Source organism: Desulforamulus aeronauticus DSM 10349 (assembly GCF_900142375.1).
In the GTDB taxonomy this organism is placed as follows: Bacteria; Bacillota; Desulfotomaculia; order Desulfotomaculales; family Desulfotomaculaceae; genus Desulfotomaculum; species Desulfotomaculum aeronauticum.
This window is the reverse complement of sequence record NZ_FRAR01000043.1, coordinates 1-13,269: the sequence shown is the minus strand read 5'-3', so window position 1 is coordinate 13,269 and position 13,269 is coordinate 1. Positions and strand designations below refer to the sequence as shown.

The following is a 13,269-nucleotide window of genomic DNA, read 5'->3' as shown; positions in this document are numbered from 1 at the left end:
CATTTTTATTAGGAATTTGGTTATTCCGGTTTGGAAATTATCATGCTTTATTCAGTATGGCCAAAAAAATTGGCTAGTTTCTCGACAAACTGAGGTAAGCACGGGTTTCCCGTGCTTACCTTTTTATAATACTGTGTCTAAATTGATTAGCAACCAAAGCTGATCATTCTTTTTAACGACGCCCCTCAAAAAGTCCACGTTGTCGCCGATCATATTAGGAGGTTCTACTTCACTTTCTGTGTAGCGTCCTACCTCCAGAACGCTGTCCACAATCATACCTACCTTATTCCCCTTATTTTCGACAACGATGATTCTGGTATCTTCGTTTAGTTCAGTTTCAGGCAGACCTAAACGTCGGTTAAGACTAATCACAGGCAGAATGGTACCTCTTAAATTAATAATACCTTCAATATAGTAATTGGTGTTGGGTAAACGGGTAACTTCTGCCATACGGATAATTTCTTGGGTTTCATTAATGGGTAAAGCATATTCCTGGTCGTTTAATTGAAAGACTACCAGCTGCTCTTCCTGACCCACTGCCATAGCGTATCACTCCTTAATCGTTACAAAAACGGTAGTATTATACCTAACTATTCTACATAGGTAGAATATTTCCTTCGATGGAAAAGGTAGCCAGTGTTGTAAATTTACTTAGAACGTTAGTTATGAAATTGATTATAAATTAGAAAACTTACAAAAATATAAATTTCTCCTAAAAAGTGCAAAATCAATTGACTGATAATTCTTAACTAGTATAATAAGGGTAACACCTAACAAATCGGGGGTGACCTGGTTTGGAGGGGGCACAATGTAGGATATTTCCTGAGGAGAAGGGCAATGGCCCTGGCCCCAAGGGGTATACCATGTAGGGTGTACACTACCCGTATGTGCCTTTCTCCGGTACATACGGGTTTTATTTTTGGCATATCGGATTTCACCGATATGCCTAAGGGCAAACTAAGCTTCCGCCGGCGTCTGAAGACTTGGCGTAAGCAAGTTTTTCTAAGGGGTGATAATCGTTGAATCGTCGTATTGGTGTGGTGGGAATTGTCATAGAGGATAGAAATAAAGCCCCAGAGATTAATCATATTCTAAGTCTTTTTTCCGAGATTATCATTGGTCGCATGGGCATTCCCCATAGAGAAAGGGGCCTATCGGTAATCTCCCTCATTGTTGAAGGCACCAATGATGAAATTGGAGCGATGACCGGAAAATTGGGGAATATCAAGGGAGTTCAGGTTAAATCGGCTCTGAGTACCAAATATTAGGAGGTGAATGAGCTGTCCTACCGTATCGAACAGGATTTAATTGGACCGAGAGAAATTCCAGTGGATGCTTACTTCGGCATTCATACCCTGAGAGCTGCTGAAAATTTTAGTATCTCCAGGCAGATGGTTCACCCCGAATTGATCAAAGCCGTAGCCGTGGTAAAACAGGCTGCAGCAGAGACCAACATGGCTCTCGGAAATCTAGACCCGGTCATTGGTAACGCAATTTTCCAAGCAGCTGCCGAGGTGGCTGAAGGAAGGTTTGCCGACCAGTTTATCATAGATGCCTTGCAAGGTGGTGCAGGCACTTCTACGAATATGAATGTCAACGAAGTTATTGCCAATCGCGCCATTGAAATACTGGGAGGTACCAAAGGGGATTATAGCCTGGTGCATCCGTTGAACCATGTGAACATGTCCCAGTCTACCAATGATGTTTACCCAACAGCCTTACGGATTGCTTCCATTAGGCTGCTGACCCATTTATCTCAAGCCTGTGCCACCCTGCAAGGGGTGCTGCAGGAAAAAGAAGCTCAGTTTGCCGGTGTATTGAAGGTAGGACGTACCGAAATGCAGGATGCGGTCCCGGTAACGCTGGGGCAGGAATTTTCCGCTTGGGCGGAGGCCATTGCCCGGGACCGCTGGCGTCTTTACAAAGTGGAAGAGAGGCTGCGCCAGGTTAACTTGGGTGGTACCGCCGTGGGTACGGGGCTAAATGCGGAACGTAAATATATTTATTCTGTGATCGAACGTCTCCGGTCATTAACGGGGCTAGGCCTGGCACGCAATGAAAATATGATTGACGGTACCCAAAATGCCGATGTGTTTGTGGAAGTTTCTGGGTTGGTGAAAGCCTGTGCTGCCAGTTTGGCGAAGATTGCCGGGGATCTCAGACTGCTATCTTCTGGCCCCAGGGCAGGTTTAGGAGAAATTCGGTTACCGGATCTGCAGGCGGGTTCCTCCATCATGCCGGGTAAAGTGAACCCAGTGATACCGGAAATGATTACCCAGGCAGCCTACCAAGCCATGGCACAGGATTTAGCCATTACGCTGGCAGTGCAGGCCGGTCAACTGGAGCTCAACGCCTTTCTGCCCTTGATCACAGCTAACTTGCTGCCGGCTATGGAGACCTTAGGGAAGGCTATGAATGTAATGGCAGAACGATGTATTCGGGGGATCGAGGCGATGCCAGAACAGTGTCTGGCTCATCTGCATAACAGTGTCGGCATGATTACCGTGATTACTCCCCATGTAGGCTATGATGTGGCTGCAGAACTGGCCAAAACCGCACTCAAGACGGGACTTTCCGTGAGAACCGTTATTTTACAGGCGGAGCTGTTCACCGAGGAAGAACTAGATCAGCTGTTAAGGCCGGAAGTAGTAACCAGGCCGGGCATAGCCGGCAAGCGGAAAGATAAAACAATATAGAGCAAGGAGGCCACAAGCATGGACAGTACGCCAAGGGGAAACAGACTTCATATCGCCATCTTTGGCAGAAGAAATGCAGGAAAATCCAGCCTAATTAACGCATTAACAAACCAAGATATCGCAGTGGTGTCCAACGTACCTGGTACCACCACCGACCCGGTCTACAAAGCCATGGAGATTTTACCGGTGGGGCCGGTGGTTATTATCGATACCGCAGGCATTGATGACACCGGAGACCTAGGGCAACTAAGGGTGCAGCGTTCCTTAGATATATTGAACAAGGCAGATATGGTGCTGTTGGTCATCGATGCCGAGGCCGGTGTTACTGAGTTTGAAGAAGATATCGCCCGTCGCTGTCAGGAGAAAAAACTCCCGATGGTAGTGGTACTCAATAAGATAGATGCTCACCCGGTAACGGCTAAAGATCTCGCAGACATCAAAGAAAAGCTCGGTCTGGAACCGGTGGCAGTTAGTGCATTAACGAAACAGGGTATTGGTGAGCTAAAGATCTCCCTGGTGAAAACGGCTCCCCCCAGTTGGGATGAACAAACCATTGTGGGTGATTTACTAAATCCCGGTGATCTGGCCGTTTTGGTAGTACCGATCGACCTGGCAGCACCTAAGGGCAGATTAATACTACCTCAGGTGCAGACCATACGAGATATTTTAGATCACGATGCCATGGCCTATGTGGTAAAGGAACGGGAATTAAAGGAATGCATCTCTACCCTCAATAAAAAGCCCAAAATTGTTATCACCGATTCCCAGGCCTTTCTAAAAGCAGATGCAGATACACCGCCCGATGTGCTCCTGACCTCCTTTTCCATCCTGTTTGCCCGCTACAAAGGAGATCTCGAGAGCTTGGTGGCGGGAGCCAAGGCCATTGGAAGACTAAAGCCGGGTGATAAGGTGCTCATTGCCGAAGCCTGTTCGCACCATCGTATGGAAGACGATATCGGTACGGTAAAGATTCCTCGCTGGTTGCGTCAAATTGTGGGAGGCGAACTTAATTTTAGCTGGAGCAGTGGACACCGTTTCCCAGAAGATTTATCAGAGTATAAATTAGTTGTGCATTGTGGATCTTGTATGATCAACCGCCGGGAAATGTTGTCCCGGATTATGCAGGTACAGCAGGCTGGTGTACCCATCGTGAATTATGGTGTATGTATTGCTTATGTCCAAGGGATTTTAAGACGCGTATTATCGCCCTTCCCCATGATTCAAGAATTGTTGGATGATGAGGAATAGCACCAGCTGGGCATGAAGAAGGGGGTGTAGCCTTTGCGGCAACAATTTACGCAAGTGTTAACCAAAGCAGCGAATGGTAATGAACTAACGAAAGAAGATATTGTTACTTTGCTACAGGCGCTGCCAGGTGAGGAAGAAGAACAGTTATTTCAGTTGGCAGACAGGGTGAGACAGGAAAACCTTGGCGATGCAGTGCACCTGCGGGGGATTATTGAGTTCTCTAATTACTGTCGGAACGACTGTCACTACTGTGGTCTACGGCGGAGTAACAAAGATATTAAGCGGTATCGTATTTCCCAGGAAGAAATCATTGAAGCAGCCCGACACGCAGCAGAATTAGGTTATGGCACCATTGTCCTACAGGCTGGTGAAGATCTTCATTACAGCGGGGAACAATTGGCTGACATGATTCGCCAAGTAAAAGAAGTGGGAGATTTTGCCATTACGGTTTGTGTAGGAGATCGGAGTCGGGAAGATTACGAACTAATGAGAAAAGCTGGAGCGGATCGTTATTTGTTGAAGCATGAAACAGCAGATCCGGAATTATATACAAAAATGCGACCCGGCACTTCCTTGGAGGAAAGAATTAAGCGGCTTAATTGGCTGAGGGAATTGGGTTTTCAGGTGGGTTCCGGCAATATGGTAGGCCTACCCGGGCAAACGGTAGAAACGTTGGCCGAGGATATTCTGCTGCTAAAGGAATTGGATGTGGAGATGGCAGGAATTGGGCCCTTTATCCCCCATCATCAAACTCCTTTAAAAGATAGTCCTGCAGGCGATCTTAAACTTACTCTGAAGGCACTGGCTGTGGCAAGATTGGTACTGCCCAAAACGCATTTGCCAGCCACTACAGCGGTAGGTACTCTGCATCCGACAGGTCGTCAGATTGCTTTGAATTGCGGTGCTAATGTCATTATGCCGAACCTCTCACCGGCGGTTTACCGGGAAATGTATCAAATCTACCCGGAAAAGGCCGGCAGCAAGGAAGATGCAGATGAATCTCACGAAAGAATCACTTCATTGGTGAAAGAAGTAGGACGTCAAATTAGTACTGGACGGGGTGACAGCCCTAAGGAGCATTTTAAGAATGGTCCGGCCCTCTAAGCCGGAGAAAGGGAAAGGTGATTGGAATGGCAGTTAACAAGGCGGAGGTTTATAACAACCAATGGGAACCTGCAGATTTTATTAATGATGAACAAATAAACAATATGTTGGAAGAGGGTAAAAAGGCTTCTCCGGAACAGATTAGGGATATTATTGAAAGAGCCAGAGCAGCGAAGGGCTTAACCCCGCAAGAAGTGGCTATTTTACTGCAAAATGAAGATCAGGAACTGCTGGATTTGATGTATCAGGTGGCCAGTGAAATTAAGTTGAAAATTTATGGTAAGCGGTTAGTACTTTTTGCTCCTCTCTATATTAGTGATCACTGTGTGAATAACTGTACCTATTGCGGTTACCGCCGGGATAACACCTTCAAACGCCGCAAGCTGACCCAGGAAGAAGTGGCGCAGGAGGTTAAAATCCTCGAATCTTTGGGCCATAAACGCCTGGCAGTGGAAGCCGGAGAACATCCCGGTGAATGCCCCATAGAATACGTTCTGGAAAGCCTCAAGACCATTTATAGTATTAAGTTTGATAATGGTAGCATCCGTCGCTGTAACATTAATATTGCTGCCACCACCATTGAGAATTATAAAAGACTAAAGGATGCAGGCATTGGCACCTATATTCTGTTCCAGGAAACCTATCACCGTGAGACTTATAAAGAGATGCATCCCAGTGGTCCTAAGGCTGATTACGATTGGCATACCACTGCCCATGATCGGGCCATGTTAGGTGGCGTTGATGATGTAGGCTTTGGTGCACTGTTTGGTCTCTACGACTATAAATTTGAAGTCATGGGTCTGATGATGCATGCCTTACATCTGGAAGAACGCTTTGGCGTGGGTCCTCACACCGTTTCAGTACCCCGTATACGGCCAGCCCGTGGGGTAAATTATGATAACTTCCCCTATCTGGTCAACGATGATCAATTTATGAAGCTGATCGCTATTATTCGTCTGGCTGTACCTTATGCCGGTATGATTATTTCCACCCGTGAACGTCCTGAATATCGGGATATGCTGTTAAACTATGGAATTTCTCAAATTTCCGCCGGCTCCTGTACCGGTGTTGGGGGATACCAAAAAGAACTGGAACGTCAGCAGTGCCAGGCCCAGGGAGGCAACTGTGGCTGCGGGGAAGAAGACTCGCCGCAATTCTATGTGGATGATCACAGGAGTCCCGATGAAGTGCTGCGCTCGGTTTGCCAGTCTGGTTGGTTACCCAGCTACTGTACCGCCTGTTATCGGAAAGGACGCACCGGTGACCGTTTTATGGCTCTGGCTAAAACCGGGGAAATTCAAAATGTTTGTCAACCGAATGCCATTCTTACCTTTAAAGAGTACCTTATTGATTATGCCTCTCCAGAAACCAGAGCGGTGGGAGAAGAAACCATTCGTCAACAATTAGAGGAGATTGGCAATCAGCAAATCCGTAAGATTACGGAAGATAGACTCAAGCAAATCGAAGCTGGCGAAAGAGACCTTTATTTCTAAATGGTAATACTAAGGCACAGGGATTCCTCCCTGTGCCTTAGTATTTGTCAAGAAGCTCTTTTTTTATCTCGCGTTCAGAGGTATAATAGGTCCTTAGATACATCTTTGTGGAGGGTTTAATCTTGCCGAACAACGAAGTACATTTAGCGCGATATATTACGATCGCTGCCAACTTAGCTGAGCGCATCCTGCGGGGGGAGTACCAAGAAGGGCAGAAAATCTTTGGCCGTTCTACTTTGGCAGGGAAGTATAATGTTTCTCCGGAGACCATTCGCCGGGCATTAACGCTACTCCACGAAGTAGACATTGTGGAAGTGGTAGCTGGTGTAGGGGTGGTTGTTAAATCTGTGGAAGCTGCCAAAAAATATTTGGATGACTTTGATCAGCGCCGGGTGTTGGCCAGCTTGCACGAACAATTACACAATCTGGTCAAGGAGAGAGACCAGCTTAATCACGAAATCTCGAAAGTATTAGAGGAATTAATGGAGCATACGCTTCATTTGGAGTCTAAATTATATAAAATTGAAGAATGGAAGGTACTTCCTGGCTCTCCCCTGGTGGGGCAGTCACTATCGAACAGCGGTTTTTGCAGCGGCAAGGTGTTGGCTATTCAGCGAAAAGGAAAAGCTGATATAACAGAACCCTCTGCAGATACCATTATAGAAAACGGCGATATCTTTATCATCTATGGTCGTCTTGAGCCTGCAGATAGAGAGGGCTTAGTACGCGTATAAGAAAATAATCCATACCAGGGTGCCATTGGAAGGCACCTTTTTTTCTTGTCGATCAGACAACTCACATGGTATAATAAGTTGTGGCAACTTTGTTTTTGGATGATGTTGTCAGTGAGAAATAGCTTAATCCTATCAGGATAGGAACGGAGGAACCGACTTTTTTGGGGTGAATCCTGTGAGTTTTGCAGGTAGGGTTTATACCTTTCGACCCGAACCCGTCAGCTAACTTCGTAGGCGAATAGGAAAGGGAGGAGATTTAAATGGCTGTAGTTTGGAGGCAAGAAAGAGGGCTACCGAAAGAAGACAAAAGAACCATCGCTTTAAAAAGGGCAGAAGAGCTAAAAGCCCATATTAGCGATTATTTGGAAAATCAAAAGAATATTCCCAATGGTTTTGAAATCCAAGAAGCTTATAGCCTCGCCAAAAGCAAACTGATGCAATATTTTCAGGCAAGTGAACAGCAATGGAATAATTGGCGCTGGCAAATGGCCAACCGTGTTCGGGAAGCAGACGTTCTCGCTCAAATAGCAGAGCTTTCACCCGAAGAAAGAGCAGCTGTTGAGAAGGTTGGCAGAGAGTACCGTTGGGCGGTTTCTCCTTATTATCTGGCTCTGGCCATGGCGGGCGGTCAGGGAGGAGCCATCTGGATGCAGGCAGTTCCTGCAATAGAAGAAATAAAGGATTGTTACGGAGTGGAAGATCCCATGGGAGAGGAATATACTTCCCCGGCTCCTGGCATTACCCGGCGTTATCCTGACCGTCTCATTATCAACGTGACCAACCAATGTGCCATGTATTGTCGTCATTGTCAGCGCCGCAGGAATATTGGTGAAATTGATGTCCACAAGTCCCGTCAGGTGCTGGAAGCATCCCTGCAGTATATTCGGGAAAATAAAGAAATCCGTGATGTACTCATTACCGGCGGAGATGCATTACTGTTATCCGATCGACAAATTGATTGGCTGCTTAGTGAGTTAGATAAGATTCCCCATGTGGAAATCAAAAGAATTGGTACCAGAACACCTGTTACCTTGCCGCAGAGAATTACCCCGGAGCTTTGTCGGATCTTAGAAAAGTATCCGCCCATTTACATTAATTCTCAATTTAACCACCCATTAGAGGTAACTCCAGAGGCAAAACAAGCTTGCGATATGCTTACCAAGGCTGGTGTCGTCTTAGGCAACCAGGCGGTACTCCTCAAGGGTGTGAATAACCATCCAGACGTCATGAAGCGTCTAAATCAAAGCCTGTTAAAAATTCGGGTGCGTCCATATTATATTTTCCACGCCAAGGCAGTAAAGGGAACCCGTCATTTTATTACCGGTGTTGATGAAGGAATGGCAATTATGGAGCAACTTAGGGGCTATACTTCAGGCCTAGCTGTTCCTACCTACATTATCAATGCTCCGAATGGTTATGGCAAGACACCTGTACTGCCCCAATACGTGATAGAAAATAAAAACCATCAGGTTACTCTGCGTACCTGGGAAAAGCGGATTATTCCGTATCAGGTTAACGGTAAGCATTAGTTAGTAAAAAATCCTGTCATTTATTGACAGGGTTTTTTATTTTGGCATTGACAAGAACAAGTGTTTGCAATACAATAAATCAAAACAAATGTTCGGAGGTGGTGATAGATGAACGGTGCAGGTATGAATTTGCCGTTAAATCAATTAACAAGTTCCCAAGAGGTAAAACCCATTCATCCTTCTATTCTCGAAGAAACCTTGGCTTGGTTAGAGGACACAGATTCTCCGGCAGTCAAAGCCTTTGGGAAAGGCATTTTGATCTTAACGGGTCTATATTTGATAGCTCAATTTGTTCGGGCACTGTTTCTATAAATCTCTAAATAACCCAGCGAGGGTTATTTTTTTTTGTCGGAATCATACTAAGCATAGGAAAAATGAATTGGGAGGAAGTAAGTGTCCAAGGTATATATTTTAGGAGCAGGTGCAGCAGCATCCTATAAAGGGTCCTACTTAAAGGAAACCAGTCCGGTAGCTAAAAATTTTTTTCAAAAGGCCATGCGTCTTATTAACATACACCAAATTAAGGATCGTCATTTTGCAGATGAAAAAATTCAATATGAGCATATCTTTCAATTTATTGAAAAATTATGGGGGATATCAAGGGAGCAAATTGGCCAATCAAACCTGGATATGGAAGAAGTGCTAACCCTACTTACTATCGAAATAGAAGAGGATCTGCTCGGTCGAGATAGATTGCTCCAAGCCTACCAAGAGTATCTATTATTAATGGCATTAACCTTTGACAAGATTCTGTATGGAGAGCCCTGTCCTCATCACCGTGCCATTGCAAAATCTCTTCAACCTGGGGACACAATTATCTCCTTTAATTATGAGCTACTGATGGACTATGCCCTAAGCAATTTAAAAGATGCAAAGGCTTATTGGCATATCCGGGATGGTTACGGCATCCCTTGCCAAAAGATAATCCGAAGAGAGAGAAATGAGGGCACAGAAGATCCTCCGTCCAATGTTCATCTTTATAAACTGCATGGTTCGTTAAATTGGTTGTTTTGCCCTCGGTGTGGGCAGCTTTACAGCTATGATCATAGTGATGACAAGGGTCATAGTATGATTATCAACGGTATGGCTAATTTAATAAAATGCACCACGGAACATTGCTGTCAGCGATTAAGCAGAGTGATTATTCCACCCACTCTGATAAAAAATTATCAATCTATACCATTTATACCCGATTTGTGGCAAGAGGCGAAACAAAGGTTGGAACAGGCAGCGGAGATCATTGTGATTGGCTATTCCTTTCCGACTACCGATTTTCGATCTAATTGGATGTTTCGTAAAGCTATTACCCAAAACAGCAAATTGCATAGGGTCGTAGTAATTGATAGTGCGGTGGGATATCAACTGGAAACATTACTGTCTAAACATAAAAGTATTTTTAGAGTAAAGGAATTAGATTATTATCCAAGTATTAATGAATTTGCAGATAAACTACTTCACTAGCAATTGACAACCATTGGTCGGCATACTCCGGGAAAATAGCGGATATGATAAAGCAAATTCCTACCCGTCGCTTGTGGGATGCGCGGAAAAGTTAACGGGCAAAGGTATCAACAAAACCACTGGAAAAACCGATACCCGGGGAAAGGTATGAGGTTGCCTTCCCAAGGATCCCTGTCTAATCCGGACAGGGATCTTTTAATATGACATAATAGTAAATAAATATGACATTCTAATATTGAAGTTACTAGGAATTAGGAGTATAATTTAAAGCAGAATTAACCTAACTAAATATTCAGTTAGTTTCCGTTTCCCTGGAACCTACATAAACAGTTGGAGGGGATGCTATAATGCCTCAGTTTATTAAACAATGTCCTGTTTGTGGTGAAACTCTTGTGGAAACCCTAGTCAGTATTGATGTTAAGGATGATGTTGCAGTTTGCCATGCGGAAGCCATACCTGCATTAGTCTGTCTTAACGACAAATGTACAAACGAAGAAAAATATTTTGCACCCTTTTCTTTTAATTTACTAAAGATGAAATGCCCTGAAATAACGAAATGGTAGTCCAACCGGCCCTTTGGGCCGGTTTTTTATTTATTCGCGACCTTATTTTAATACTGTATACCCATTTTTTTTAGTTTACGGTAAACGGATTGCCGGGAGGTATTTAGTTTTAATTTTATCGAAGTTTTCCTAGGATAAGTTACTCTTAAGATCGGTTTGTATTAGTTTGAAAATCAAAATTAGGTATCTTTTAAAATCAGAGTGTTTTGTTTGACTTGAAAAAACTTCCTGTTCAAACTTATAATATAGATGAGCACGTAAAACAGGAGGTTGAATGTAAAAGTGAAGATAAGCGGCACCAGTAAACCCACCTTTTATAAGTTTCGTGAGGACTTTCTCCTTTTAGCCAAGGAAATTTTACAATGTGAGGTTACTTCCGAGCAGCTTTGGCATGAACTAGCGGATAGCGAAACAAGAGAAAGGTTAATTAAAGATTTTATCCGACGGATGGAAGAGAGATATCATTTTGAAATTGTACTAAAACAACCCTTAGCCCACAAAGAGGGTTCGGTGGAAGGGGTAGTGGGTGAGTTGTATCATGTTTTCTCCACGATGTTCCTGGTAGGAGTAATTAACGCTAAAGTTAGGTCTGGCGAGAAATATGTAGAGTAAAGTTTAAAAAATCTTGGCGGTAATCAAATCAAAAAATAAGCTAATACTATTTCAAAGGGCTAGGCTGAAACGGTAGTTTCAGCCTAGCCCTTTGCCGTCAGCCATCAGCTGTGGGACGGTTCGGTTATAACAAACGGGGGATTTGAAGGTGTACCAACAACAGTCCATTTTAAGTAACATCAATAATGATACTCCCGTCACTTTGGGGTATAACTTTATCCATGCCAACAGCATCTTTAACACTATCATAGGTTTTACGCCATTGTAGATTGAAAAGATGATCATATTTGGTTACAACGGTTTCCGTGTCATACCAAATAGAGGAAATATACATAGGTTGTGGAACGGTTTTTTTATTACGCACGGATACGATCATAAATCCGCCATCATCTGTTGGAGCTATGTCACCATAGCTGTCCGCTTTCATTTTAGAAAGCTTTTCTCCGTTCTTACTGTAACAGGTTATTGCTCCACCATTATTAATGAATGTTTGGACAACAATAATTTTACCGTCATTAAGCTCAGCAATACTATGTATCCGTTGTTCAAGAGGTTCTGTTTGCCAAACCTTCAGTCCCTGATTATTTAATTTTACGAGGGATGGTTTACTATCTCCGGTTCCACGATAGCATTTACTTTCGTTGTGAACCACAAATACTGCATGATCCGTAACATGATAAACAGAGTCGGCAATTTGAACAGGATATACCCACTTAATTTTTAACGTTTGCGCATCTATACAGGCAACAAAAGGTGAATTGGAGTCATTGGCAAAATCACCGTCTTTAGATTGGCTGATCCCGGCGATGACAAGGCCCATCTGGGGGTTATATTTAGCTTCATGTACTGTATCAAAATCACTGCCGCCGTAGGTATGTCTGTTTATTTCCTTACCGTTGCTGTCGTATTTAACAATACAAATATCCTGATAGCCATCAGCTTGTTCTATTTGTCCTGCGGTAAGGTAATTTCCCTTTTCATCAATCAAAAGCTTAGAAAAATCATGCGTAGCTACAGCCTTTTCATAGCCGGTTGTTTTCTCAAAAACTATGCCATTATTCTCAATGTTGTTTTTATCAAGCTTTTTTTCAACGATCCGATCGCTATTGATATCGGAGAGCGGAGAATAATGCGTATCAAAACCTAAGTTTGCCAGTTGCATTGGCTCATCCATTGATTCTCCAAAGGCTTTTGCAACAGTACGCATCGGAACGTAGGTTGCAACACCCACCATCATTGTAAAAACTAAAGTAACAGCTACGCCGGCAATAAAACTATTGGTTTTTTTAAACATTTTTAACAACCTCCCATATCTTGGGGATTAATTACAAACCATTGCATTAGTCTGGATAGAAAAATTTGGCTTGAGGGCATAACCTAAAGGTCGTAACCTTATAGGTCACGGGCAAGTAAGCGGTGGAGGTTTAGTTGGTTCTTATTTATACATATTGGAACGTTTTATACTTGCAATATGCCAAAAAAACGCTCATATTTGAGCGTTTTTGTCTTTTGTCTATAAAAATAAAATGGTGCGGCAAAGAGGACTTGAACCTCCACACCCTAACGGGCATAAGAACCTGAATCTTACGCGTCTGCCAATTCCGCCATTGCCGCATATTTAAGTTTATTCAGTGATTATCTTACTGACAAATGTTATTATAACCCAATCAGTAACACCATGCAATAGTAATTTAGGTCAAAAATAAAAATAACTCCGTTTTACCGGAGTTATTGCAGTTTGTCGAGAAACTAGCCAATTTTTTTGGCCATACTGAATAAAGCATGATAATTTCCAAACCGGAATAACCAAATTCCTAATAAAAATGAAA

13 protein-coding genes, 1 tRNA gene and 1 riboswitch are annotated in these 13,269 nt (G+C 43.6%); of the genes, 11 read left to right on the top strand and 3 right to left on the bottom strand.

Annotation, left to right across the window (positions count from 1 at the left end):
* Positions 1–123: 123 nt before the first annotated feature.
* Positions 124–543, bottom strand: coding sequence for a chemotaxis protein CheW (locus BUA78_RS19255; RefSeq protein ID WP_072917793.1), 420 nt, complete (start codon positions 541–543; stop codon positions 124–126).
* Positions 544–1,019: 476 nt separating this feature from the next.
* Here BUA78_RS19255 and BUA78_RS19245 point away from each other — a divergent pair, with 476 nt between their 5' ends.
* The 11 genes from BUA78_RS19245 (at position 1,020) to BUA78_RS19195 (ending at position 11,440) form a co-directional block, all read left to right on the top strand.
* Positions 1,020–1,268 (top strand): TM1266 family iron-only hydrogenase system putative regulator, encoded by a 249-nt coding sequence (locus tag BUA78_RS19245; RefSeq protein ID WP_072917789.1) that lies wholly within the window; start codon positions 1,020–1,022, stop codon positions 1,266–1,268.
* A gap of 3 nt (positions 1,269–1,271) precedes the next feature.
* Positions 1,272–2,696: an aspartate ammonia-lyase gene (locus BUA78_RS19240; protein WP_084082521.1), complete on the top strand. Its 1,425-nt coding sequence runs from the start codon at positions 1,272–1,274 to the stop codon at positions 2,694–2,696.
* Positions 2,697–2,714: 18 nt separating this feature from the next.
* A complete protein-coding gene (hydF, locus tag BUA78_RS19235; protein WP_072917786.1) occupies positions 2,715–3,944 on the top strand; it encodes a [FeFe] hydrogenase H-cluster maturation GTPase HydF in 1,230 nt (409 codons plus the stop codon).
* A 33-nt stretch (positions 3,945–3,977) separates the two neighbouring features.
* A complete protein-coding gene (hydE, locus tag BUA78_RS19230; RefSeq protein ID WP_072917784.1) occupies positions 3,978–5,048 on the top strand; it encodes a [FeFe] hydrogenase H-cluster radical SAM maturase HydE in 1,071 nt (356 codons plus the stop codon).
* 26 nt (positions 5,049–5,074) lie between these two features.
* A complete protein-coding gene (hydG, locus tag BUA78_RS19225; RefSeq protein WP_175549088.1) occupies positions 5,075–6,541 on the top strand; it encodes a [FeFe] hydrogenase H-cluster radical SAM maturase HydG in 1,467 nt (488 codons plus the stop codon).
* Between the two features lie 122 nt (positions 6,542–6,663).
* On the top strand, positions 6,664–7,275 hold the full coding sequence (locus BUA78_RS19220; protein WP_072917778.1) for a GntR family transcriptional regulator: 612 nt from the start codon (positions 6,664–6,666) through the stop codon (positions 7,273–7,275).
* 110 nt (positions 7,276–7,385) lie between these two features.
* A riboswitch (cyclic di-AMP (ydaO/yuaA leader) is annotated at positions 7,386–7,527 on the top strand.
* Between the two features lie 8 nt (positions 7,528–7,535).
* Entirely contained in the window at positions 7,536–8,804 is a 1,269-nt protein-coding gene (gene eam, locus BUA78_RS19215; protein WP_072917776.1) for a glutamate 2,3-aminomutase, read from the top strand.
* A 108-nt stretch (positions 8,805–8,912) separates the two neighbouring features.
* Positions 8,913–9,116, top strand: coding sequence for a hypothetical protein (locus BUA78_RS19210; protein ID WP_072917773.1), 204 nt, complete (start codon positions 8,913–8,915; stop codon positions 9,114–9,116).
* Between the two features lie 81 nt (positions 9,117–9,197).
* Entirely contained in the window at positions 9,198–10,265 is a 1,068-nt protein-coding gene (locus BUA78_RS19205; protein ID WP_072917772.1) for an SIR2 family protein, read from the top strand.
* 347 nt (positions 10,266–10,612) lie between these two features.
* Entirely contained in the window at positions 10,613–10,828 is a 216-nt protein-coding gene (locus BUA78_RS19200) for a hypothetical protein (RefSeq protein WP_072917769.1), read from the top strand.
* A 282-nt stretch (positions 10,829–11,110) separates the two neighbouring features.
* Positions 11,111–11,440 (top strand): hypothetical protein, encoded by a 330-nt coding sequence (locus BUA78_RS19195; protein WP_072917767.1) that lies wholly within the window; start codon positions 11,111–11,113, stop codon positions 11,438–11,440.
* 169 nt (positions 11,441–11,609) lie between these two features.
* On the opposite strand, the gene BUA78_RS19190 is transcribed toward BUA78_RS19195, so the two are convergent.
* Both BUA78_RS19190 and BUA78_RS19185 read right to left on the bottom strand, forming a co-directional pair.
* The gene (locus BUA78_RS19190; protein WP_072917765.1) at positions 11,610–12,734 is read right to left on the bottom strand and encodes a hypothetical protein; all 1,125 of its coding nucleotides are present in this window, start codon (positions 12,732–12,734) and stop codon (positions 11,610–11,612) included.
* 233 nt (positions 12,735–12,967) lie between these two features.
* Positions 12,968–13,054 (bottom strand) — tRNA-Leu (locus BUA78_RS19185).
* Between the last annotated feature and the right edge of the window lie 215 nt (positions 13,055–13,269).

Bases quoted from the DNA above. Each gene is read 5' to 3' on its own strand.
- BUA78_RS19255 (WP_072917793.1), bottom strand. From the start codon at position 543: ATGGCAGTGGGTCAGGAAGAGCAGCTGGTAGTCTTTCAATTAAACGAC.
- hydF (WP_072917786.1), top strand. From the start codon at position 2,715: ATGGACAGTACGCCAAGGGGAAACAGACTTCATATCGCCATCTTTGGC.
- hydG (WP_175549088.1), top strand. From the start codon at position 5,075: ATGGCAGTTAACAAGGCGGAGGTTTATAACAACCAATGGGAACCTGCA.
- eam (WP_072917776.1), top strand. From the start codon at position 7,536: ATGGCTGTAGTTTGGAGGCAAGAAAGAGGGCTACCGAAAGAAGACAAA.
- BUA78_RS19210 (WP_072917773.1), top strand. From the start codon at position 8,913: ATGAACGGTGCAGGTATGAATTTGCCGTTAAATCAATTAACAAGTTCC.
- BUA78_RS19200 (WP_072917769.1), top strand. From the start codon at position 10,613: ATGCCTCAGTTTATTAAACAATGTCCTGTTTGTGGTGAAACTCTTGTG.
- BUA78_RS19190 (WP_072917765.1), bottom strand. From the start codon at position 12,734: ATGTTTAAAAAAACCAATAGTTTTATTGCCGGCGTAGCTGTTACTTTA.